This window comes from Curvibacter sp. GW821-FHT01G03, from assembly GCF_059422285.1.
The window spans coordinates 14,837-36,962 of record NZ_JBWKWP010000026.1 but is presented as its reverse complement, the minus strand read 5'-3'; the positions used below and the strand labels follow the sequence as shown (position 1 = coordinate 36,962).

At 67.4% G+C, this 22,126-nt stretch carries 18 protein-coding genes; 8 read left to right on the top strand and 10 right to left on the bottom strand.

Annotated features, from left to right (window positions below; genetic code table 11):
- Window positions 1-33: 33 nt before the first annotated feature.
- Window positions 34-1,032, bottom strand: a complete 999-nt coding sequence (locus AC07VS_RS26415) for a Bug family tripartite tricarboxylate transporter substrate binding protein (protein WP_492350473.1) — start codon at window positions 1,030-1,032, stop codon at window positions 34-36.
- A gap of 289 nt (window positions 1,033-1,321) precedes the next feature.
- On the opposite strand from AC07VS_RS26415, the gene AC07VS_RS26410 reads away from it, so the two are divergent.
- On the top strand, window positions 1,322-2,515 hold the full coding sequence (locus AC07VS_RS26410) for a porin (protein ID WP_492350472.1): 1,194 nt from the start codon (window positions 1,322-1,324) through the stop codon (window positions 2,513-2,515).
- A gap of 155 nt (window positions 2,516-2,670) precedes the next feature.
- Here the strand turns inward: AC07VS_RS26410 and AC07VS_RS26405 are convergent, their stop codons facing one another.
- The 4 genes from AC07VS_RS26405 to AC07VS_RS26390 form a co-directional block, all read right to left on the bottom strand.
- Entirely contained in the window at window positions 2,671-3,228 is a 558-nt protein-coding gene (locus AC07VS_RS26405; protein ID WP_492350471.1) for an RBBP9/YdeN family alpha/beta hydrolase, read from the bottom strand.
- 111 nt (window positions 3,229-3,339) lie between these two features.
- Entirely contained in the window at window positions 3,340-4,395 is a 1,056-nt protein-coding gene (locus tag AC07VS_RS26400; protein WP_492350470.1) for a beta-keto acid cleavage family enzyme, read from the bottom strand.
- Between the two features lie 57 nt (window positions 4,396-4,452).
- Entirely contained in the window at window positions 4,453-5,301 is an 849-nt protein-coding gene (locus tag AC07VS_RS26395) for a TauD/TfdA dioxygenase family protein (RefSeq protein ID WP_492350469.1), read from the bottom strand.
- Window positions 5,302-5,336: 35 nt separating this feature from the next.
- Window positions 5,337-6,317, bottom strand: coding sequence for a quinone oxidoreductase family protein (locus tag AC07VS_RS26390; RefSeq protein WP_492350468.1), 981 nt, complete (start codon window positions 6,315-6,317; stop codon window positions 5,337-5,339).
- Window positions 6,318-6,447: 130 nt separating this feature from the next.
- On the opposite strand from AC07VS_RS26390, the gene AC07VS_RS26385 reads away from it, so the two are divergent.
- On the top strand, window positions 6,448-7,521 hold the full coding sequence (locus tag AC07VS_RS26385; protein ID WP_494658814.1) for an AraC family transcriptional regulator: 1,074 nt from the start codon (window positions 6,448-6,450) through the stop codon (window positions 7,519-7,521).
- On the opposite strand, the gene AC07VS_RS26380 is transcribed toward AC07VS_RS26385, so the two are convergent.
- On the bottom strand, window positions 7,417-8,448 hold the full coding sequence (locus tag AC07VS_RS26380) for an AraC family transcriptional regulator (protein WP_492350466.1): 1,032 nt from the start codon (window positions 8,446-8,448) through the stop codon (window positions 7,417-7,419). The two genes, AC07VS_RS26385 and AC07VS_RS26380, sit on opposite strands and share 105 nt — an antisense overlap.
- A gap of 139 nt (window positions 8,449-8,587) precedes the next feature.
- Between AC07VS_RS26380 and AC07VS_RS26375 the strand changes: the two genes are divergently transcribed.
- The 4 genes from AC07VS_RS26375 (at window position 8,588) to AC07VS_RS26360 (ending at window position 12,834) form a co-directional block, all read left to right on the top strand.
- Window positions 8,588-9,571, top strand: coding sequence for a tripartite tricarboxylate transporter substrate binding protein (locus AC07VS_RS26375; protein WP_492350465.1), 984 nt, complete (start codon window positions 8,588-8,590; stop codon window positions 9,569-9,571).
- A gap of 227 nt (window positions 9,572-9,798) precedes the next feature.
- Window positions 9,799-11,460 carry a 3-(methylthio)propionyl-CoA ligase gene (locus AC07VS_RS26370; RefSeq protein WP_494752443.1) on the top strand — a complete coding sequence of 554 codons (1,662 nt, stop codon included), beginning with the start codon at window positions 9,799-9,801 and terminating at the stop codon, window positions 11,458-11,460.
- The gene (locus tag AC07VS_RS26365) at window positions 11,457-12,533 is read left to right on the top strand and encodes a YeiH family protein (RefSeq protein WP_494752442.1); all 1,077 of its coding nucleotides are present in this window, start codon (window positions 11,457-11,459) and stop codon (window positions 12,531-12,533) included. Before AC07VS_RS26370 ends, AC07VS_RS26365 begins: the two co-directional genes overlap by 4 nt.
- Window positions 12,526-12,834, top strand: coding sequence for a Rieske (2Fe-2S) protein (locus tag AC07VS_RS26360; RefSeq protein WP_494658810.1), 309 nt, complete (start codon window positions 12,526-12,528; stop codon window positions 12,832-12,834). Before AC07VS_RS26365 ends, AC07VS_RS26360 begins: the two co-directional genes overlap by 8 nt.
- A gap of 29 nt (window positions 12,835-12,863) precedes the next feature.
- On the opposite strand, the gene AC07VS_RS26355 is transcribed toward AC07VS_RS26360, so the two are convergent.
- Window positions 12,864-13,940 (bottom strand): tartrate dehydrogenase, encoded by a 1,077-nt coding sequence (locus AC07VS_RS26355; RefSeq protein WP_492350461.1) that lies wholly within the window; start codon window positions 13,938-13,940, stop codon window positions 12,864-12,866.
- 109 nt (window positions 13,941-14,049) lie between these two features.
- On the opposite strand from AC07VS_RS26355, the gene AC07VS_RS26350 reads away from it, so the two are divergent.
- Complete coding sequence (locus tag AC07VS_RS26350; RefSeq protein WP_492350460.1) at window positions 14,050-14,958, top strand: LysR family transcriptional regulator; 909 nt, start codon at window positions 14,050-14,052, stop codon at window positions 14,956-14,958.
- A 136-nt stretch (window positions 14,959-15,094) separates the two neighbouring features.
- Window positions 15,095-18,931 (top strand): ATP-binding protein, encoded by a 3,837-nt coding sequence (locus AC07VS_RS26345; protein ID WP_494752441.1) that lies wholly within the window; start codon window positions 15,095-15,097, stop codon window positions 18,929-18,931.
- A gap of 168 nt (window positions 18,932-19,099) precedes the next feature.
- Here the strand turns inward: AC07VS_RS26345 and AC07VS_RS26340 are convergent, their stop codons facing one another.
- The 3 genes from AC07VS_RS26340 to AC07VS_RS26330 form a co-directional block, all read right to left on the bottom strand.
- Window positions 19,100-19,936 carry a TorF family putative porin gene (locus tag AC07VS_RS26340; protein WP_492350458.1) on the bottom strand — a complete coding sequence of 279 codons (837 nt, stop codon included), beginning with the start codon at window positions 19,934-19,936 and terminating at the stop codon, window positions 19,100-19,102.
- A gap of 129 nt (window positions 19,937-20,065) precedes the next feature.
- Window positions 20,066-20,437, bottom strand: a complete 372-nt coding sequence (locus tag AC07VS_RS26335) for a hypothetical protein (RefSeq protein ID WP_494752440.1) — start codon at window positions 20,435-20,437, stop codon at window positions 20,066-20,068.
- A gap of 138 nt (window positions 20,438-20,575) precedes the next feature.
- Complete coding sequence (locus AC07VS_RS26330; RefSeq protein WP_494752439.1) at window positions 20,576-22,051, bottom strand: MFS transporter; 1,476 nt, start codon at window positions 22,049-22,051, stop codon at window positions 20,576-20,578.
- Window positions 22,052-22,126 lie beyond the last annotated feature (75 nt).

The window sequence follows — 22,126 nt, the reverse complement described above, 5'->3', positions numbered from 1 at the left end:
CGTGCGGGGCCTGGCACCGGCCTGCGGCAGCCCTCAGTCCAAAACCACCTTGCCCGCCTTGACCAGTTCGGCAAAGCGCTCGGTCTCGGTCTTGAGGGTGCGCGCCATGTCCTCGGGCCGGTCGCCCACGGGCTGGGCGCCGATCTCGTCCATGCGCCGGATGAAGTCGGATGACTGAATCACCTTGACCATCTCGGTGTTGAGGCGGGCCACGATGTCGCGCGGCGTGAGCGCCGGCGCCAGCACGCCGAACCAGGTGCCGATGTTGAAGCCCTTGAGGCCGGCCTCGTCCAGCGTGGGCACCTCGGGCAAGGCAGGCGAGCGGCTGGCGGTGGTGACCGCCAGGGCACGCAGCTTGTTGCTGCGGATGTGCGGCAGCACCGGGGTGATGGTGTCAAAGGACATCGTGATCTGACCGCCCAGCAGGTCGGTGGCCAAGGGGCCGCTGCCTTTGTAGGGGATGTGGGTGAGCGCCACGCCCGTGTTGTTCTGGAACTGGGTGCCGATCAGGTGCTGGGCCGTGCCATTGCCGTTGGAGCCATAAGTGGCCTTGTCGGGCTGGGCCTTGAGCAGGGCCACCAGTTCGGCCACGCTGCGCACCGGTGTGGCGCTGTTGACCACCAGCACATTGGGCACCACCGCCACCATGGTGATGGGGGAGAAGTCTTTCTGAAAGTCGTAGGGCAGCTTCTTGTAGACGCTGGTGGCAATGGTGTGGTGCACCGCACCCATCAGCAAGGTGTAGCCATCGGCCTTGGACTTGGCCACATAGTCGGCTCCGATGGTGGCACCCGCCCCTGGGCGGTTGTCGACGATCACGGGCTGGCCCAGGCTCTTGGCCAGGGCCGTGCCCAGGGCCCGCGCCAGCACGTCCGTGGTGCCTCCGGGCGGAAACGGCACCACCAGGGTGACGGGCTTGGCGGGCCAGGCCTGGGCCTGGGCGGCACCGGCAAGGCAGACCAGCGCCCCGACCGCGGCCTGCAGCAGCAAACGCCGTCGAGGCCTGGATGCCCCAGTTGGGTGAAAGTTCATGTCGGTCTCCTGAATGGGGGCTGGCCCTTGTTTGAAGACCGACTTTAGGAGTTCATGCAAGTTGTGAATCACCCCGGAAGTGAATCCACAGTTAACTCAGATTCAAGAATCGGGCCCCACGCCAACCCGGATCCCAGGGATCGGTACAGACCCCTAGCTGGCATGAAATGGCAAGAGCGTGTCGCCTTTTGCGAGGTGCCCGGCAACCGCCAAAACTAGATTCCCACCCCAGGACTCCTGCACCAGGAGACCTCCTGAAATCCAGCTTTTGAACCACATCGGAGACCTCATGAAAACCCGCACACTCACCACCAGCGCGCTCTGCCTGCTCGCCGGGGCGGCACAAGCCCAATCCAGCGTGACGCTTTACGGCACCCTGGATGCCGGGATCGTTCACCAGACCAGCTCGGCGGCCGGCTACTCGACCAGCTTTCCCGGCATGGCCAGCAACACGGGTCGCCTCACCAAGTTCCAGGACGGTGGCATCGGCGCGAGCTTCTTCGGCTTCAAGGGGACAGAGGACCTGGGTGGGGGCCTGAAAGCCCACTTTCAGATGCAGGGCAACATCAGCCTGGCCACGGGCGCAGGCAACCCGATCAGCGGTAGCCTGACGCCCAGCACCGCGGTCTTCAATCAGATTGCCACGGTGGGTCTGGGCGGTGATTTCGGCGACATCAAGGTCGGGCGCCAGATCAGCCCGCTTTACTACGCACTGGCCTACACCGACCCGCGTGAAGGCCGGTATTTCGGCAGCATCCTGGGCGCCCTGGTGGGGATCAACAGCTCGGCGGGCTGGGCTGGAACCACCACCAATGCCCCTCTGGGCGCCATCTACGATGACAACTCGGTGGTCTACACCTCGCCCACCTTCCGTGGGGTCACGGCCCATTACCAGCACACCTTTGGCAACGTGGCGGGCAACGCCAGTGCCGGGTCGCGCGATGCCCTCACACTGCTGTACAAGGCCGGCGGCCTGAAGGCCTCGGCTGCCTACTACAACGCCCGCGATGCCTACACCCTGCCTGCGGCCGCCACGGGCGCCAGCAACAACCGCCTGGTGCATCTGGGCGCCTCGTATGCGTTGGGCGACTTCAGCGTGAGTGCGGGCTACATGGGGGCCAAGAACCCCTCGGGCGTGGCCAGTGGCCAGGGCATTCTGAGCGCTGCCCGGCCGGCCTACGGCAGTGCCAGTGGCCGGGCCCACTACGATGTCTTCAGTCTGGGCGGCAGCTACCAGGCTGCGCCCCTGGTGCGGCTGACCGCGGGGCTCTACCGCATCAACGACAAGGCCGATTCGACCAACAGTTCACAACTTTGGGCGCTTGGGCTGGACTACCGCCTGAGCCCGCGCACCACCGCCTATGTGCAGGCGGGCCAGGTGAACAACAAGGGCACCATGAACCAGGCCATGGTGTATGGCGTGCCCGTGGCCGCCGGCCAGTCGACCACGGCCTACATGGTGGGGATCCGTCACTCCTTCTGAAGCTGACGGCTCAGTCCTGCCGGGTGACGTGCAGCCCAAGGGCTGCGCGCGAGTACGTCGCCAGGCAGGCTGGGAAGGGTTGAATCACCGTTCAAGCCCGCCGAGCCTGACCACGCCAACCCGCGCCTGAACGGCCCGCAGCGCGGCCCGGTCCATCAAACGCGCAGCTGTTCCAACAGCGTCAACGCCAGGGGCCAATCACCGTAACCAGAGGCCGGATTCAAATGGCCCACGGCCCCCAGATCCAGGCATTCACTGCCCCACTGAGCCACCAGATCCAAGATGCGCGCCCTGTCGCCCAGGGGGTCGTTGCGGCTGAGCGCCGCCAGGCTGCGAAACGGCAGCCGCTGCCTGGGCACCGGCAACCAGCCGGCCTGGGCCAGTTCGTCCAGGCTCGGGTAGCCCGGGGGCATGGCGGTTTCAAAATCAGGTGGGGTGGCCAGCAAGGCGCTGTGCACACGGTGGCACTGGCCTGAGGCCTGGGCCCAATGCGCCAGCATGATGCAACCCCCGCTGTGGGCCACCAGTTGCACCGGCCCTTCAATGGCACTGACGGCTTGTTCGATGGCGCGGACACGGGTCTGGCAATCCAGATCCTGGCGGCCCATGGCGGGCACGCTGCGCGCGTCGGGCAGGCGCTCGGCCAGCAGGGTTTGCCAGTGGCCTGGCACCGCATCGCGCAGGCCAGGAACGATCAGAACAGTGGGAAGCATGGCGCATCTCCGGGCTGTAAGAAGACATGAAAAAAGGGCGCTGCCTGCGCACGCGCCCTGCACACACCCGCCGGCGCCCGGTCGGCGCAGGGGCGGAGCCGTGTCATCGCGTCAGACTGGCTGGGCCAGGCCGCGCTGAGCAGGTCGACGGTTGGGGGCAAAGCCGTTGGCCGCCAGGGTCTGGTCGGCGTTGTCGTAGAAGGTACCGATGCGGTAAATCTCTCGGGCCTCTTGGGCATTGGCCACATCGCGGCCAAATTCTTTCGCCAGGCGCACCAGTTGTTCGATCTGCTCGACCGTGCCCATCTTGCGGTCGCGCCGCTGGGTCCAGAGGTTGTCTTCAATGCCACAACGCACGTGCAGGCCCATGGCAATGGCCATCATGTTCAGGGGCAGCACGTTGAGCATGGACGACTCCAGGGTCAGCACCGAGCCGTCCGGGCAGCCACGCACAAAATTGGCCAGGTTGTACAGGTTGGGCTGGTCAAACCCCCCGCCAATGGCCACCCAGGTCAGGATCAGCGGCACGTTGCAGACGCCCCGGCGCATCATGCGCTCGACCGTCTCCAGCTGGGTGATGTTGGCCAGTTGGAAGTGGGTCTGGATGCCCTTGGCAGAAAGGCGGCGGATGTGTTCCTCCACCCAGTCCGGGCCGGCTGGAATCGTCATCTCCCGGTAGGCGTGGTACATCGCAGGTTGCGCCAGCGTGGTGCCACGGATGTCGGCCTCGCACATCTGCTCGACCACGTTCATCTGGTTGGTGTTGATCGCGATGGTCACCTGGTCGGGGGTGGGGCTGAGCTCCGCCAGCATGTGGCGGGTGTCGTCGGACAGCCATTTGGCCACGTCGCCGTCGCCCTCGGGGGCGAACGAGATCGAGCCCCCAACCTGCAGGATCATGTCGGGCACGCGGGCCCGGATGCCGGCCAGCAACTCATTGAATTTGGACAGGCGCTTGGAGCCCTTGCCGTCGAGTTCGCGCACGTGCAGGTGCAGCACGGTGGCGCCCGCGTTGTAGCAGTCGACCGCCTTCTGGATGTGCTGTTCCATGGTCACGGGGATGTCTTCAGGGAAGTCTTCGGGCATCCACTCAGGGCCGTAGGGGGCCGCGGTGATGACCAGTTTTTGCTGGTTTTCAGGAAAGTTCGAGCCGTCAAGGAAGTTCATGGTGTGTCTCCGGATGGAATGGCAAATGGGGGGGCTTGAAACAGGGCCTGCAGCGCGTCAGTACGGCTTGTCGCCGATGATTCCGGCGCGCTCCATCTTGCGGTGGCAGGGCGGGTAGTCCATCACCGCGTAGTGCTGGGTGCTGCGGTTGTCCCAGATGGCCACGCTGTTGGGTTGCCAGCGCCAGCGCACCTGGTACTCAGGGACCATGGCCTGGTTGATCAGGTACTGGAGCAGTGCGGCACTGCCCTGGGTGTAGTCCTGGCCATAGCGCACCCGTTCGGGCGTGTGGAAGTTGGTGAAGTGCGTCGTGAAGGCATTGACGAACAAGACCTTCTCGCCGGTTTCGGGGTGAATGCGCACCACGGGGTGTTCGGCGTCAGGAAACTGCGCCTTCAGGGCCAGGCGCTTTTCAAGCGGCATGGCCGCGCCGAAGGTCGCCTCGATGCTGTGCCGCGCGCGCAGGCCCTCGATCTGCTGCTTCACGCTGTCGGGCAGGCGCTCGTAGGCCAGCACCATGTTGGCCCACTGGGTGTCGCCCCCCACCGGCGGGCACTCGACACAACGCAGCACGCAACCCATGGGCGGGGCCTCGCGCCAGGTGGCGTCGGTGTGCCAGGCGTTTTCGTAGCGATCGTTGGCTTGCTCGGGTGATTTGTAGATGCGCACCAGGCCGGGGTGGTCAGGGTCGCTGCCGGCCACGGGGTGGTCCTCCAGTTCGCCAAAGCGACGGGCAAAGGCCACATGGTCGGCCCGCGTGATGTCCTGGTCGCGCAGGAACAGCACGCGATGGCGCAACAAGGCAGCCCGGATCTCGGCGAACAAGCCCTCGTCACGCGCGGCATCGGCCAGGCTCACGCCTTGGACCTCGGCACCAATGGCACAGGTCAGTGCTTGAATTTTCATGTCATGTCTCCTGTCGGTCTTTTGGTGGTGGTCGCTCAGATCACGAAGATCGACGACCCGGTGGTCTGGCGTGATTCGAGTGCCCGGTGCGCCTGCACGGCGTCTTGCAGGGCATAGCGGTGCTCGATGTCGACGCGGATGCGGCCTGCCGCCACGTGCCCGAACACCTCGCTGGCCAGCGCGGCCTTTTCAGCGGGGTCGGCGATGTAATCCGCCAGGGCCGGTCGCGTGAGGTACAGAGACCCCTTCATGGCCAGCAGTTGCGGATCAAAGGGCGGGATGGTGCCGCTGGCCGTGCCGACACACACCATCAGGCCGCGGCGCTTGAGCGAGTCGAGCGAGGCCATGAAGGTGCTGCGCCCCACGCTGTCGAAAACCACGTCCACCCCCACGCCACCGGTGATCTCGCGCACCCGGGTGGCCACGTCTTCATGGCTGTAATTGATGGTGGCCACGCAGCCGTGGGCCTTGGCCACTTCGGCCTTGGCCTCGCTGGACACGGTGCCGATCACGTTCACGCCCAACAACCGGGCCCATTGAGCGACCAGCAGGCCAACGCCGCCCGCAGCGGCATGCAGCAGCAGCGTCTGGCCGGCCTGGAAGTTGTGGATCCGACGCATCAGGTAGGCCGAGGTCAGGCCGCGCATGGTCATGGCGGCGGCGGTTTCACAGGAGATCTCGGCCGGCAGCCTGATCAGCGGTGCCGCCGGAATGACCCGCTCGGTGCAGTAAGCCCCCAGGGTATTGAGAAAGCCGGTGTAGGTGACACGGTCCCCCAGCGCCAGGTGGTCGACCCCCTCACCCACGGCCTCGACCACACCCGCCGCTTCAACCCCGATGCCGCTGGGCAGGGGCACCGGGTAGGTGCCGTTGCGAAAGTAGGTGTCGGCGTAGTTGAGGCCCACGGCAACGTGCCGCAGCCTGACCTGGCCTGGGCCGGGATCCCCCACGGCCACTTCTTCGAGGCGGAGCACCTCGGGTCCTCCGGTTTCATGCATGCGAACGGCGAGCGCCATGGTCTTGTCTCCTGCAAAGGCGTCAATGAATGAGGCAACTCTAGGGATTGACCCGACTGGCGGCTTTGCAAAACATGTCTCAAACTTTGCATTTCATGCCAAACCCAGCCCCACAAAGCGCCCTGAACCGATGGCCCACCTGATTCGCTCCGCTGTCCTGACCAAGTTTCTGGAAGTGGCTCAGGCCGTGAACCTGAACCCCCAGGACGTGCTGCGCCAGGCGGGATTGACACGGGCCTTGATCGAAGACCCGGAACAACGCATTCCGTCGCGGGCCGCCGTGAACCTGCTGGAGGCCGCTGCCCGGGCCTCGCAATGCCCGACCTTTGGCTTGCGCATGGCACAGGCCCGGCAACTGGCCGACTTTGGCGTGGTCAGCCTGTTGATCAGCCACCAGGCCACCTTGCGCGATGCGCTGGCCACGCTGCTGCAATACCGCCACCTGCTCAACGAGTCCCTGGCCATGCAACTCGAGAACGTGGGCAAGATGGTGATCGTGCGCGAAGAGGTGGTGGTGGGCATGCTGTCGCCGCAGGCCACCGAGCTGGCCATCGGGGTGTTGTTTCGAATGTGCGCGGCTTTCCTGGGCGGCGCCTGGCACCCCCACAGCGTCAACTTCACCCACGCGGCGCCAGCCGACCTGTCGGTTCACCGCAGGGTCTTCGATTGTCGGGTCGAGTTCGGCAGCGAGTTCAATGGCTTCGTGTTCTCGTCGGCCGACCTGGATGCCCCCAACCCCTCGGCAGACCCGGTGATGGCCAGCTATGCCCAGCGGTTTCTGGAGTCACTGCCGAGAAACAGCCAGCACAGCACGACCGAGGCGGTGCGCCAGGCCATCTACCTGATGCTGCCCATGGGCCGGGCCAACAGCGAGTGCGTGGCCCAGGGCCTGGGTTTGAGCGTGCGCACCATGCAGCGCCAGCTGGATGAGGACCAGGCCAGCTTCACCGACCTGCTCAATGAAGTGCGCCGCGAGCTGGTGCAACGCTACCTGGCCAATGCCCAGTACAACATGACGCGGATTGCCGATTTGCTGGGCTACAGCACCCCCAGCGCCTTCACCCGCTGGTTTGCCACCCATTTCGGGCAATCACCGTCCTCATGGCGGCGCATCCAGGCGCAGCAGATCCTGCCCGCGACGCCACGCAGAAGCGCTGCACCCGAAACGCAGGCGAAACCAGTATGCGAAGGCGCTGGGTGCTGAGAACCCGAGCAGGCCCGCCACCTCATTCAGCGGGAGGTCACTGGCCTCAAGCTGACGCTGCACCAGCTCTTGCCGAACCTGATCGAGCAGTCGAGAGAAGGTCACGCCCTCCAGGCTCAGGTGGCGATGCAGGGTGCGCCGGTCCACGCCCAGATGGGCCGCCACCTGCTGGGCCGTGCAACGTCCGCCAGGCAACAAGGCCACGATCAATTGGCGCACGGTTTCATGGGCCTGCTGGGGTTGCCGGCTCAGGGCCTGGTCGAGCAGCTTCAGGGCAAAGCGTGCCATGTGCGGATCGCTGTGATTGAGCGCGACGTCGAGCTGTGCGGCCGAACAGACAATGCCGGTGAAGTCCTGGTTGAAGGCCAGCGTGGGCCCAAAAAATGCCCTGTGGCGCGCCTCGTCCCGGGGGGGCCGGTGCATGAACGCCACCCGCAGGGGCTGCCATTCGGGGCCCAGCAACTCTTTCAGGATGCGGAACATCACCCCCAGCGCCAGCTCGGTGGATTGGCGGATGGACGCCGAGCGCGGGACCAGCAAGGCCTCGCGGATGGTGACGGTGTCGGCCAGCCTGTCCAGGCGGGTCAGCAGCGAGGCATTGAGCAGGCGCAGGTAGCGGAACAAGGTGTTCAAGGCCGCCAGCGCAGTCGGCTCGGAGCGCATCACCAAGCCAATCGGCCCGAGGTTGGACAAGGTGCGCCCCGCGGCCAGGCGCAGCCCGAAATCCTCGATGCCGCTGGCATGCGCGCTGTCTTCCAGCAACTGGGCCACGGCGTCTGCGGACACCAGGGTTTCGGGGTCGTCCAGCGATCGCGGTGGCAAGCCCGCATGGCGCAACATGGCAGGCGCGTTCAAGCCCAGGGACTGCGCCAGGTCTGGGTAGCCGCTGAGGCTGGCACTGCGCACGGTGCGGAGGGTGAGCGCCATGAAATGTCCCAAATTCGAAACTTGATGTCCCAAATTATCAAGCATCGGCCGACCGCCCTGCCTACGATGACGGCATGGCTGAAACAGACCATGCACGGTCCCTTGAACCCGACCGGCCCCCAACCATCAGGAGACAAAGATGAACCTTCACACCCTCAGCGCCCTGACGCGCCGAGCCGCCTGTGCCGCCGCGCTGGCGCTGGCCCTGCCCTCGGCCATGGCCTGGACAGACCGCCCCGTGACCCTGCTGGTGCCGGCACCCGCCGGCGGCACCATGGACGTCATTGCCCGCCTGATGGCGGACCAGCTCGGCACGGAGCTGGGCAAGCCCGTGATCGTGGACAACCGCCCTGGCGCTGGTGGCGCCATTGCCGCGCAGGCGTTGAAGAGCGCGCCCCCTGACGGGCAGACCTTGATGCTGACCGCCAGCAATGTGCTGACCGAGATTCCGCACGTCATGAAAACGGGCTTCGACCCCCTGCGCGACATCAAGCCAGTGGCCGTGGTGGCCCGCGCCGGCATGGTGCTGGTCGGCAACCCGGCCCTGCCGGCCAAAGACATGAAAGAACTGGTGGCCTACCTCAAGGCCAACCCGGGCAAATTCAGCTTTGCTTCGTACAGCGCGGGCACCAGCTCGCAATACGCCGGCATGATCCTGAATCAAAAGGCAGGTCTGGACCTGCAGCACATCCCGTTTGCCGGCTCACCGCCCGCACTCACCCAGGTCATGGGCGGGCAGATTCCGATCATGTTCGATGGCATCGTGACCTCACGCGCCATGGTTCAGGCAGGCAAGCTGCGCGCCTTTGGCGTGGCCTCGAAGCTGCGCTCGCCCCTGCTGCCTGAGGTCCCCACACTGGCTGAACAAGGCTACCCGGACCTGGTGTTCAGCAACTGGCTGGCCGTGATCGCGCCGGCAGGCCTGCCCAACGAGCTGCTGGAGAAGATCCACACCGTGATCGCCCGGGCCGCCCAGGCCCCCAAGGTGCGTGAACGCATGACCGCTGCAGGCTTTGAGACCGAAGCGCCGCAAACACCCGCCCAGTTGGCCCAGTTGATGAAGGCTGACTACGAGCGCAATGGCGCCATCGTGCGAACCTTCAACATCCAGCTCAACCCCTGAGCCCGGCGGAGACGCCCACCTGTGCCGATGGCTGACCGCCCCTAGCGGACAGCCCATCGCCATGGACCCATAGCCACTCGCCCCGCCCCCCGCCGCCTCGATCCGAGGCCTCAGACCCTGAGCCGCGCGGCCCCGCGCGCGACACCCCAACCCCCTGCACCGCCGCCCGGCACCCTGGGCAGGCGCACGCCTGCCCCACTTCTTTGAAACCTCGTAGGACCCCCACCATGAACGGACTCATGATGCAGCAACCGCTGCTGATCTCTGCCTTGCTGCGTCACGCGGAACGGCACCACGGCGACCAGTGGCTGGTGTCCCGCCGCGTCGAAGGCGATGTGCACCGCTACACCTATCGGGCGTTGGCCGAGCGGTCGCGCCGCATGGCGCAGGCAATCGCCCACCTGGGGGTCGAGGCCGGTCAACGCGTGGGCACCCTGGCCTGGAACGGCTACCGCCACCTGGAGCTGTACTACGCCGTGTCGGGCAGTGGCGCGGTGCTGCACACCCTGAACCCGCGCCTGCACCCTGACCAACTGACCTGGATCGCCAACCATGCCCAGGATCAGGTGCTGTGCTTCGATCTGAGCTTTTTGCCGCTGGTGGAGTCAGTGGCGGCCCGGCTGGGCACGGTGCGTCACTTCGTGCTGATGTGCGATCGATCGCACATGCCGCAGACCACGCCACTCAAAGGCCTGCTGTGTTACGAGGACCTGATCGATGCGGCCAGCCCGGACTTCGAGTGGCCAGAGCTCGACGAGCTGAGTGCCTCGTCGCTGTGCTATACGAGCGGCACCACCGGCCACCCCAAGGGGGTGCTGTACAGCCACCGTTCCACTGTGCTTCACACCCTGGCCTCGGGCTTGCCTGACGCCATGAACCTGTCGGCCCGCGACGTGATCTTGCCCGTGGTACCCATGTTCCATGTGAATGCCTGGGGCCTGCCCTACTCGGCCTGCATGGTGGGCGCCAAGCTGGTGTTTCCGGGCCCGGCACTGGACGGCGCATCGCTGCACGCCCTGTTCGAGGCCGAAGGCGTGACCTTTGCCGCCGGCGTGCCCACGGTGTGGCAAGGCCTGCTGACCCACATGCAGGCCGGCGGCCATCGGTTCTCAACCCTGCAGCGCACGGTGATCGGCGGTGCGGCCTGTCCACCGGCCATGCTGGAGGCGTTCGAGGAACAACATGCGGTGCAGGTGATCCATGCCTGGGGCATGACCGAGTTGAGCCCGATCGGCACCATCGGCGTTTTGAAAGGCGAGCAACTGGCCTGGCCCAAGGAGCGGCGCCGGGCCGTGCAGGCCAAGCAAGGGCGGTCTGTTTTTGGCATCGACCTGAAAATCGTGGACGCCGAGGGGCAGGAACTGCCCTGGGATGGCTGCCAGGCGGGTGAGCTGCTGGTGCGCGGCCATTGGGTGGCTGCAGACTACCTGGGTTCGCCAGGCCCGAGCCCGCTGGTGGGCGACGGCAGCCACGGCTGGTTTCCAACCGGGGACGTGGCCACGGTGGACCCGCAGGGCTTCATGAACATCACGGATCGCAGCAAGGATGTCATCAAATCTGGGGGCGAGTGGATCAGCTCGATCGAGCTGGAGAACATTGCCATGGCCCACCCGGCGGTGGCCATGGCGGCCTGCATCGCGGCACGCCACCCGAAATGGGATGAGCGCCCGCTGCTGATCGTCAGCCTCAAACCCGGCGCCTCACTGGATCGCGCCAGCCTGCTGGCCTTCTACGAGGGGCGCATTGCCAAATGGTGGACCCCTGACGACGTGGTGTTCGTGGACCACATCCCCCTGGGCGCCACGGGCAAAATGCTCAAGCACCCCTTGCGGGCACAGTTCCAGGACAAGCTGCTGCAGCCGGCCACGGCCACCGAGGTGGCGGCATGAGCGCGTGGCGTGAACGCCTGGCCTTGCTGGGCCCGGGGCTGCTGATCAGCGCCATCGTGGCCGTCGCAGCCCTGTTTCTGGCGGATCACTATGGCGCGCCGGTGATGCTGTTTGCCTTGCTGCTGGGCATGGCGGTCAATTTTCTGTCGCAAGAGGGGCGCTGCCGCCCAGGCATCGAGTTCGCAGCGCGCCAGGTGCTGCGTTGGGGCGTGGCCTTGCTGGGGTTGAAGATCACGGCCGCCCAGGTCCAGTCGATGGGCTGGCAACCGGTGGCCATGGTGGTAGTGGCTGTGGTGGCCACCATCGGCTTTGGCATCGTGAGCGCGCAGCTCATGGGGTTTCAGAAATTCTTCGGCCTGCTCAGCGGGGGGGCTGTGGCCATCTGTGGCGCCTCGGCGGCCTTGGCCCTGGCGGCGGCGTTTCCGCAGCACCCGCAAAAAGAGCGCGCCACGCTGTTCACGGTGATCGGCGTGAGCACTTTGTCGACGTTGGCGATGGTGCTGTACCCCCTGGTGGTGCGCTGGTTGCAACTGGACCCACTGAACGCCGGCTTCTTTTTGGGCGGCACGATCCACGATGTGGCGCAGGTGGTGGGTGCCGGCTACAGCATGGGCACCGAGGTGGGCGATGCCGCCACGGTGATCAAGCTGATGCGCGTGGCCATGCTGGTGCCGGTGATCGCGTTTGCGGCCTGGATGACCCTGCAGCACGAACGCACCCAGCGCCAAGGCCAGACGCCAGGGGATGCCCCGGGGGCCGCCCCGGATGGGGCCCAGGGGATGGCCCAAGGGGGCACACGCCCCCCCTTGCTGCCCTGGTTTGCAGTGGCATTTGTGGCCTTGGTCATGGTCAACAGCACAGGCTGGCTACCCAGGCCCCTGACCCAGGCCGGCAATGAAGCCTCGCGGGCCTGCCTGGTGGCCGCCATGGCGGCCATCGGCATGAAAACCCATCTGAAGGACATTCTTTCGGTGGGCTGGAAGCCAGTGCTGCTGATGCTCCTGGAAACCCTGTTTCTGGCCGTCCTTTTCTATGGGCTGATGCAATGGGCCGGGCTGCACAGCCATGGCTGAGTGGGTCAGCGTTTTGCCCCTGGAGACCCTGCGCCAGCAGGGTCGGGCCCTGGTGCGCGTGGCCGGGCGCGAGTTGGCCTTGTTTTGGGTCGACGGCACCCTCCATGCGCTCGAAGACGCCTGCCCGCACGCGGGCGCCTCGCTGGCCTTCGGCACACTGGAAGGCCATTGGGTGCGCTGCCAGGCCCACGGCCTGCGCTTTGATGTGCGCAGCGGGCAGATGGCTGGGGCCAAGGGCTTGTGTGCCCACCGCTTCGAAGCCCGCGAGCGCGACGGCTGGGTGGAAATCAGCCTGGACTGAAATCCGGCCACCCTGATCAGGCCACCGGGTCAGATCGAGGTAGCCCCCAGGTGGGCGCACACCGCCTCGGTCACCTGGCCGGTGGTGGCCCGGCCTCCCAGGTCGCCGGTGTGCAAGGCCGGGTTGGCGGTGACGGCTTCGATGGCGGCCATCAGGCGGCGCGCGGCATCGTGCTCGCCCAGGTGCTCCAGCAGCATCACCACCGACCAGAACGTGCCCACCGGGTTGGCCAGACCCTTGCCCATGATGTCGAAAGCCGAGCCATGGATGGGCTCGAACATCGAGGGGTAGCGGCGCTCGGGGTCGATGTTGCCGGTGGGTGCGATGCCCAGGCTGCCGGCCAGTGCCGCCGCCAGGTCGCTGAGGATGTCGGCATGCAGGTTGGTGGCCACCAGGGTGTCCAGCGTGGCCGGCCGGTTCACCATGCGCGCCGTGGCGGCGTCGACGATCTCCTTGTCCCAGCGCACGTCCGGGAACTCGAGCGCCACCTGGGCGGCGATCTCGTCCCACATCACCATGGCGTGGCGTTGCGCATTGCTCTTGGTGATCACGGTCAGCAGCTTGCGCGGCCGCGACTGGGCCAGTCGGAAGGCAAAGCGCATGATGCGCTCCACGCCCACCCGGGTCATCATGGTGACGTCGGTGGCGGCTTCGATCGGGTGGCCCTGGTGCACCCGCCCGCCCACGCCGGAGTACTCGCCCTCGGAGTTCTCACGCACGATGACCCAGTTCAGGTCTTCGGGCCGGCAACGCTTGAGCGGCGCATCGATGCCCGGCAGGATGCGCGTGGGCCTCACATTGGCGTACTGATCAAAGCCCTGGCAGATCTTCAGGCGCAGGCCCCACAGGGTGATGTGGTCGGGAATGTCAGGATCGCCGGCCGACCCGAACAGGATGGCGTCCTTGCCCCGCAGGGCCTCCAGGCCATCGGCGGGCATCATCACGCCGTGGCGGCGGTAGTGGTCACCGCCCCAGTCGAAGTTTTCGAATTCGAAACCGAAGCCAGCGCCGGTGGCCGCCAGGGCCTGCATCACCGCCTGGCCTGCGGGCACCACTTCCTTGCCAATCCCGTCGCCGGGGATGGTTGCGATCGCATAGGTCTTCATGGCTGTGGGTCTCCGACAGAAATTGAGTGCTGTCACTGTAGGGAGGCCCGGGCCCGTTGGCGCGCCGCTATAGTGAAACCATCGTTTACTTGAATTCAACAATCACGCCATGTCCGAGCTCATTCAACCTGCCGACCTGGGGTTTTTCTCGGTGCTGGCCAGTGCTGGCAGCCTGAGCGCCGCGGGCCGCGAACTGGGGGTGACCACCCCGGCAGTGAGCAAGCACCTGGCCCAGATCGAGGCCCGGCTGGGGGTGCTGTTGATCAACCGGACCACGCGCCGCATGAGCCTGACGCCCGAGGGCGAGCTGTACCTGGCCCATGCACGCCGCATCCTGGGTCAGATCGACGACATGGCCGAGCTGCTGGGTGTCTCGCGCTCGACCCCGAGCGGCCTGCTGCGGGTGAATGCCACCCTGGGCTTCGGGCGCACCCACATCGCCCCCATCATCTCGCGCTTCGCACGCACCTACCCCAAGGTGGAGGTTCAGCTCCAGCTGTCGGTGAACCCGCCAGCCCTGACCGACGACAGCTACGACGTCTGCATCCGCTTCGGCGCACCGCCCGATGCGCGGGTGATTGCCCAGCGCATCGCCCCCAACCGGCGCCTGCTTTGCGCAGCCCCGGCCTACCTGAAAAAGTTCGGTACCCCCAAGGTGCCCAACGACCTGATCGGGCACAACTGCATCGGCATCCGCCAGGGCGAAGAGGCCTATGGCCTGTGGCGCCTGACCCCGCTGCGGGGTCGGCAAGACCGCACCGAATCGATCAAGACCCGCGGTACCCTGAGCACCAACGACGGTGAAATTGCCGTCAACTGGGCCCTGGAGGGGCACGGCATCCTGATGCGAGCCGAATGGGACATCGAGCGCCATCTGCAAAGTGGTCGCCTGGTGCAGGTGCTGCCGGGCTACGCCACACCCGATGCCGACGTCCATGCGGTGTACCCGCAGCGCCACCAATCGGCCACCCGGGTGCGCGCCTTCATCGAGTTTCTGAAACAGTCGTTTGCCCGCTAAGGCCTCCGGCCGCCGCACCGGCTTTCAGGTGTCATTTGGTAACAAAAATGCAAACCCATCCAGAGGGAATCGACCGTCCATCTAGAATCAATTTTTAACATTTAGCCCCGCCACGGCCAGACGAGCGGCTTGTTGAATGGTGACATCTCTCTCTTCAAGTGCTCCCGGGGCAGGTCTGTCGTTGCGGTTTTTCGGTCCCTTCGAGGTTCGCCTCGACGAGGGCCCGGTGCTGGCATTTCCGTACGACAAGGTGCGCGCCCTGCTGGCCTACCTGGCCCTGGAGCCTGCTGAGCACCCGCGCGAGGCCCTGGCCCTTCTGCTGTGGCCCGACCTGGAGGCCGAACAGGCCCGGGCCAATCTGCGCCGCTGCGTGTTCGATCTGCGCCGCAGCCTGGGCCCGGCCGGGGCTGACTGGATTGGTGGCGGCCACCGTGCCCTGCGCCTGAGCGACCAGGCACTGATCCATTTCGACGTGCCGGCGTTCGAGCGCAGTGCCACTGCGGTGGTGATCAGCCCGGAGGAACTGGCCCTGCGGCTGGAGCAGCAACTGGCGCTGTACCGCGGCCCCCTGCTGAGCGGGCTGAGCCTGCCCGATGCGCCCGAGTTCGAGGCCTGGCTGTTGGCACGCCGCGATGCATTGCATCGGCGGGCCCTGGCCTTGCTGGAGGAGCTGATCACCCACCACGAACAGCGCCACGAAGCGGCGCGCGCCCTTCAACATGCCCGGCGTGCCATCGAGCTGGAGCCCTGGCGCGAATCGCTGCAACGCAGTTGCATGCGGCTGCTGGCCCGCCACAGCCCCGAGGCAGCCCTGGCCCACTTCGACACCTTCGAGCGCCAGTTGGAACAAGAGCTGGGGGTGCGCCCCAGCCCGCAGACCCTGCAACTGGCCGAGCAGATCCAGCGCCAGTGCCAAAGCCAGGCCCCCGCCGGCACGGAGCGGCCGGCCAGGGTCGAGCGGCGCCGGCTGGTGGCCCTGGTGGCCGAACTGGACCTGCACCACCCCGGCGACGACGCCAGCACCCTGCTGCAGCAGGCCCTGAGCAGCGCGCAGGCCAGCCTGCAGGCGCGCGGAGCCCATGTGGCCCTGGCCGAGCGCGCCGAGCTGCTGGCCTATTTTGGCCACCCGGTGGCGCGGGAGCAGGCGCCCCGGGACGCCGCCGAAGCCGCGCTGGACCTGGCCGCCGCTTGGCAGCCCTTGGGCGCCTTGAGCTGGCGGGTTGGCCTGCACGTGGGCTGGAGCCATGGCGGCAGCGATGCCAACCGGCCCGACGAAGCAGGCACCCTGGCCCGAGAGGCTCGTCGCCTGGCCTGGCAAGCCCCTGCCCGGGGACTGGTGCTGGGGCCGACACTGCAACGGCGGCTGCACAACCATTTCCAGCTGAGCATGCAGGAGGGCCCTGATGCCCCCTCGCACGCCCTGTTGCTGGGCCGGCGGCCCCTGCCCGCCCACCCGCAGGCGAGTGAGCCCCAGCCCCCCCGGCTGCTGGGCCGACAGAGCGAACTGGCGCAACTGAACCAGCTGTGGCAGCAGGTGGGCCAGGGCGGGCGGGCCGCCGCCCTGCTGCTGCGTGCCGAACCCGGGCTGGGCAAATCACGCCTGGCGGCCACACTGGCCCGCCAGGTGCAGCAGGAGGGTGCCCAGGTGCTCACACTGCGCTGCCAGGCCGAATCGGCCCACACGCCCTACTTCGCATGGCTCGAGAGCCTGCCCGCATGGCTGGGGCTGGACCGCGATGCCGCCTCGTTGAACCAGCAAACCCTGGGCCAGGCCTTGGCCGCCTTGGGCCTGGAGCAGCCGGACCAGCTCCAACGTTTGCTGGGGCTGCTGGACAACAGGCCTCTGCCCCCCGAAGCTGCCGCCCAGGACGACACCCACCCGGCCGAGCGCAAACGCCACGAGCAAGCCTTGCTGTGCGAACTGATCGTGGCCCTGGGCCGGGGCGATCCGATGCTGCTTTGGGTGGACGACCTGCACTGGGCCGACGCGGCCACGCTGGAAACCCTGGCCCGCCTGGTAGCCCTGGGGGCCCCCGTGCTGCTGCTGGCCACGTCACGCCAGGCCCTGCCCCCGGCCCTGGCGCACAGCGGCATGGCTGAAATGACGCTGGGCCCGCTGTCCACCCACGCCGCGCGTGAACTGGTGCAGGCCCTGGCTGGGGCCCAAGCCCTGAACGAGGCCTGGCAGGCCGCCATCGTCAGCCGGGCCGATGGCGTGCCTCTGTTTGTGGAAGAACTGACCCGCGCCTGGCTGGCGGGCCTGAGCGAGCAAGTGCCCGACTCGCTGTGGGATGTGCTGGCCGCCCGGCTGGACAGCCTGGGGCCGGCCAAACACATCGCGCAGCTGGCGGCAGCCATCGGGCGTGACTTCAGCGACGCCTTGCTGCTGGCCCTGGGTGAGCCGGCCGACCGGGTGGCCGACGGGCTGGAGGCCCTGCTGCGCTCGGGCCTGCTGCGCCGGCAGCGCAGCGGCGCCTACCATTTCAAGCATGCGCTGGTGCGCGATACGGCCTACCAGTCGCTGGCCCAGGCCGAGCGCCGGGCCATCCACGCCCGGCTGGCCCAGGTGCTGCGCACCCACTTTGCGGAACGCCTGCAGGCCCACCCCGAAATCCTGGCCCACCACCTGAGCGAAGCCACCGACCCGGGCGCGGCCCAGGCCTGGCTGGCCGCCGGCCGGCAGGCTGCCGACCGCTCGGCCCACGCCGAGGCCTTGCACGACTTTCAGGCGGGGCTGGTGGCCTTGCAGGCCCTGCCGCCCACGGACGCCTACCGGGTGCGCACCGAACTGGAGCTGCAGGTGGCCCTGGGCACCTTGCTGGTGGCCACCGAAGGCTATGGCTCCGAGACCGCCAAGACCTGCTTCATGCAGGCTTGGGCCTTGAGCGCGCTGGCCCCACCCGAGCAGGACCGCTTCCCCCTGATGTGGGGGCTGTGGATGGTGGGACGCAGCAGCGCCGACGAACACCCACTGGAGTTTGCCGACCGCCTGCGCGACCAGGCCGGCCCCAGCCCCGACGCCGCCACCCAGCTGGCCGTGGCCTATGCCTATGGCAACAACACCCTGTGGCTGGGCGAACTGGTGCAGGCCCAGGCCCACCTGGAGGCCGCCGTGGCGCTGAGCCGCCAGGTGTCAGGCAACACCCTGGTGCGCCGCTTTGGCGAAGACATCGGCGTGGCTGCCCGGGCCTTGCTCAGCTGGGTCTGCTGGCTGCAGGGGCGGCTGGAGTCGGCCCGCACCCTGGCGCAGGAGAACCTGCAGCACGCGCGCCGCCTGGATCACGCCCACAGCCTGGGCTATGCGCTGGGTTGCGCTGCGGTGCTGCACCGCCACCTGGGCGACCTGGAGGGTGCGACAGCGCTGAGCCACGAGTTGCTGGCCCATGGGCAGCGCCACCAGTTGCTGTTGTGGCAAGCCGGTGGCGCCACGGTGTTGGGCTGGACCTTGGCCACCCAGGGCGATGACCGCGGCCTGGACACCCTGCACCAGGGCGTGGCCGGTGCCCGGCAGGCGTTTCGCATCATCGAGCTGACGTTCATGCACATCCTGGCTGACGCACTGCTGCGCCTGGGGCGCAGCGATGAGGCCCTGGCCGTGACCCGCGATGCGCTGACGCGCGCCCAGGCCAACCACGACCTGCACCTGGTGGCCGACTTTCTGCGCCTGCAAGGCGATGCACTGCTGAGCCAGCCGCACGCCGACCCCGCCGAGGTGGCCGGCTTGTACCAGCAGGGCTGGCAACTGGCCCAGACCCAGGACGCCCACCTGCTGGCCTTGCGCTGCGCCACCGCGCTGGCCCGGCTGTGGCAAGGCACGGCACGCCAGGCCGAGGCCCAGGCCCGCCTGAGCCAGGCGCTGGGCCGGGTCGACGCGCCAGTCCAATCCGCCGATGTGGGGGCCGATATATGGGCTGATGTGCGGGCCGCCAGGCAGGCCTTGAACCCACAGCCCAGCCTGGAACCGGTGAGCTGAACCGCACGGATCGAGGTGCGCGAGCCGCCAAGGCCCCGGGGCAGGACGCCGCTGCCGCCGGCAGTTGCGTGCGTGAATCTGGCGGCCAGCGGCAGCCTGCCCGGAACCCCTGGGCAGCCGCGCCTCAGACCCGAAACGCGGCGCTTGATGACGAAGCGGCGGCGACGCTCAGAAGGTCTTGCCCAGCGAGAGCACGACACTGGGGCGGCCCAGCTTTCTGGCGTCGGCCCCGGCCGAATTGCCCGCCTGGTAGTACGCCGTGTCGGCGTTGCTGCCCACCAGCGCGGCCCCAAAGTTCAGGCCATGCCAATCTTTGGCGAGGCCGATTTTGTAGTCGGTGTAAGAAAGCTCGCCGTAATGGCGCACCGAGGTGTGCCCCAGGTGCAGGCCGAGCGTGAGCTGGTCCCCCAGATCCAGGTTGTAGTTGAGGTCAAGGTAGGTGCTGCCGCGCGAGCCGCCCCGATTGGGCAAGGCGCTCCAGTAGGCATAGGCGGCAGTGTCGCCCTTGAGGCCGAAATAATCGCTGACCGCATACGAGAGCTTGGCACTGAAAGGGCCGTGGCTGAGGCCGGCGTACAGCTCGGTGTTGTCGTAAGCGTTGGCGCTCGGCTGGGCCGGTGCGCTGTTCAGGCGTGCGCTCGGGTAGAGGTAGTGCAGCAGACCCAGGTCGGCGCCCCACTCCGGCGCCAGATCAAAGCGGTAACCGCCATAGAGGTCGACCTCCAGGCTGGCCCCGTTGTTGTAGCTGTTGGACGACACGCTGGAGTTCCAGTTGCCCAGGTACCAGCCGCTGGCATGGGTGTAGTCAAAGCCCCCTTGCACGGCCGGCTGGCGCCAGCTTTGGGAAATGCCCCGAAAGCGGTAGTCCGACACCAGGCTCAGATTGCCGGTGAGCGTGTGTGCCGAGGCGTCGGCAGCAGCGGGTTCGCCGCTGGCCTGCGCCAGGGCGGCGCTGCAAAACAGGGTGAGCGCCAGGGGCGCCAGAACGTGGCTTGTCTTGATCATGGAAGGGGTGCCATCCGGTGATGGCGATGGAGGTTGTGCACGGCTATGGGTCATCGGCAGGCGGCCGCGCAAACGCCTTGTAGCTGCAGTGCAAGCACTGAGCACGCTCTGGCACCGGGGGCTGAGCCCTCAGCGGTGCCGGGGCGAAGGTGGATTGAGCGGAGGGTTGAGCCGAGGGTGTAGCGGGGGGTCTATCGAGCCCCAGTCGCAACTGGGCACTGCGCGCTGCAGGCAGCGCCGCAAAGCGGCCGCCTGCCCTGCCGGGTGGCTGATGTGCAGCTGCACGCGGGCATCGGCGGGCCAGGGCAGGCAGCATTCGATGCGGCTGTTCGGGCAGGTCGCCACGGCCTGGCGCGCCTGGGCCGCCTCGCAGGCGGCCACGGTGACACGCATTCTTTCAAGCGAACGGGTTGCCGGGGCAGCAGGTGGGCGATGCCCGGCGGCAGCCATGCGCGGGCCGGCCGTGTGCAAGGGTGACAAGAGAAAAGCGAACAGGCTCATGCGTGGGTTCCGACGTGCCTTGGGGGCTTGGCACTCGGGGATGAGCTTAAAAAGGAGCGCGTAAAAATGCCGATGAAGCTGGCAGGCCGGGCGCAAAAATGTCGTAAATGCCCGGGCGGCGCGCCCTGCGCATCCCACCTAGCGGAACACGCGCTGCAGCAGCACGGCCAGGGCCAGCGGTACGGAAAGACAGGCCAGCAACAAGAAGACACAGGCCGCCGGCTGGGCCACCGGCGTGCCCAGCCAGGCCCCCAGGCCCTGCAAAGCACCCCCCAGGCTGGCCAGGCGGCCTTCGCCCAATTGGTGCAACAAACCCGTGAGCAGTGCCACACTGAAAGACAGGCTGAGCTGGCGCACGATGTTCTTGACCTGGTAGCCGTGCGAGAACACCGCCTGGGGCAGCTCCACAAAGGTGCCCTGGGCCACCGGGCCGATGAACAGGGGAAGCGACAGGCCGCTCAGCACCGTGCCCAGCCCCAGCGCCAGCGCACTCCAACCCGAGCCCGGCCCACCCCCCTGAACCTGTGACAGCAGCAGGCAGGCCAGCGCCTGCAGCAGCACCCCCGACAGCATGTAGCCCTGGTGGCGCGGCCAGCGTTGCGCCGCAAAGATGTGCAGCAAGGCCATGCCGACGCTGCTCAACAGGCCCAGAGAGGTCCACAAGGCCGTGGCCAGCAAAGACAGACCCAGCTCCTGGTGCAGCATCCAGGGCAGAAGCAAACCCATGGCGCCGGCCAAAAAGTAGCCCAGGGCATAGAACACCAGGCCCACCAGGTAGCGCCGCTGCACCAGCCCACGGTAGTTGATCAGGGGGCGCTCGCGCCCCCACTGGCGCCAGGCAAACAGGCTGAGCACCAAGGTCGAGAGCAGGGCCACGGCCAAGCCCTGCGCGGGCAGCTCGTCGGCGCGCTGGAGCGGGATCTGCTGGATCACCCATTGCAGGCCGCACACACCGGCCAACACGACCAGCAGCCAGGCCCAATGCTCTTGCGAGCGTTCGTGGGGCGCGCTGCGCTGGTCCGGCAGGCAGGCCCTGGCAGCCCAGCCCACCAGCGCAGCCCAGACCAGGCCGAACCCGAACAGCGCCCGCCAGCCCCCCAGGCCCAGCAGACCGGCGGCCACCAACGGCGCCAGCGCGGTGCCCCCCAGCAGCGCACAGACAAAGGTCAGCAGGCCGTGGAAGCGCCGCTCCGGCGGCAACTCATTGATCAGCATGCGCCCGGCCACGAAGAAGGTGGAGCCCCCCAGGCCCTGCAGCAATCGACCCAGGGCCAGTGACAGCACGCTGCCATCGGCCGGGCTGCTGGCGCAGACCCCCGAGCCCAGTCCGAACACCAGCAGCGACAGGCCGACAAAACGACGGTAGCCCAGGCGCTCGACCACCCACTGGTGCTTGTAGAGCATGAAGACGGCCGCGGCGCCATAGGCGGCATAGACCAGGGCAAAGGCCGAGGCCGACACCCCGGCGCCCGCCATGATGGGCCCGGCGCCGAACAGGACCAGGCCGTTCTCCAGAAACTCCACGCTGGTCACGGCGGCCAGCGCCAGCAAGAGCGCGGCGGTGGAAGGGCGATCGCGAGCGACCTGAAGGGTGGAAACGGAAGCAACAGACATGGGCAAAAGGCAGCCCTGCAGCAGGCTGAAGAAACGATGATCTCGCTTGAGTTTGCCCAGAGCGGCACAATCACG

Coding starts and splice junctions, on each gene's coding strand:
- AC07VS_RS26400 (WP_492350470.1), bottom strand. CDS start 4,395: ATGAACTTCCTTGACGGCTCGAACTTTCCTGAAAACCAGCAAAAACTG.
- AC07VS_RS26330 (WP_494752439.1), bottom strand. CDS start 22,051: ATGTCTGTTGCTTCCGTTTCCACCCTTCAGGTCGCTCGCGATCGCCCT.
- AC07VS_RS26410 (WP_492350472.1), top strand. CDS start 1,322: ATGAAAACCCGCACACTCACCACCAGCGCGCTCTGCCTGCTCGCCGGG.
- AC07VS_RS26395 (WP_492350469.1), bottom strand. CDS start 5,301: ATGAAAATTCAAGCACTGACCTGTGCCATTGGTGCCGAGGTCCAAGGC.
- AC07VS_RS26415 (WP_492350473.1), bottom strand. CDS start 1,032: ATGAACTTTCACCCAACTGGGGCATCCAGGCCTCGACGGCGTTTGCTG.
- AC07VS_RS26405 (WP_492350471.1), bottom strand. CDS start 3,228: ATGCTTCCCACTGTTCTGATCGTTCCTGGCCTGCGCGATGCGGTGCCA.
- AC07VS_RS26380 (WP_492350466.1), bottom strand. CDS start 8,448: ATGGCGCTCACCCTCCGCACCGTGCGCAGTGCCAGCCTCAGCGGCTAC.
- AC07VS_RS26390 (WP_492350468.1), bottom strand. CDS start 6,317: ATGGCGCTCGCCGTTCGCATGCATGAAACCGGAGGACCCGAGGTGCTC.
- AC07VS_RS26375 (WP_492350465.1), top strand. CDS start 8,588: ATGAACCTTCACACCCTCAGCGCCCTGACGCGCCGAGCCGCCTGTGCC.
- AC07VS_RS26340 (WP_492350458.1), bottom strand. CDS start 19,936: ATGATCAAGACAAGCCACGTTCTGGCGCCCCTGGCGCTCACCCTGTTT.
- AC07VS_RS26365 (WP_494752442.1), top strand. CDS start 11,457: ATGAGCGCGTGGCGTGAACGCCTGGCCTTGCTGGGCCCGGGGCTGCTG.
- AC07VS_RS26345 (WP_494752441.1), top strand. CDS start 15,095: ATGGTGACATCTCTCTCTTCAAGTGCTCCCGGGGCAGGTCTGTCGTTG.
- AC07VS_RS26350 (WP_492350460.1), top strand. CDS start 14,050: ATGTCCGAGCTCATTCAACCTGCCGACCTGGGGTTTTTCTCGGTGCTG.
- AC07VS_RS26370 (WP_494752443.1), top strand. CDS start 9,799: ATGAACGGACTCATGATGCAGCAACCGCTGCTGATCTCTGCCTTGCTG.
- AC07VS_RS26385 (WP_494658814.1), top strand. CDS start 6,448: ATGGCCCACCTGATTCGCTCCGCTGTCCTGACCAAGTTTCTGGAAGTG.
- AC07VS_RS26360 (WP_494658810.1), top strand. CDS start 12,526: ATGGCTGAGTGGGTCAGCGTTTTGCCCCTGGAGACCCTGCGCCAGCAG.
- AC07VS_RS26335 (WP_494752440.1), bottom strand. CDS start 20,437: ATGAGCCTGTTCGCTTTTCTCTTGTCACCCTTGCACACGGCCGGCCCG.
- AC07VS_RS26355 (WP_492350461.1), bottom strand. CDS start 13,940: ATGAAGACCTATGCGATCGCAACCATCCCCGGCGACGGGATTGGCAAG.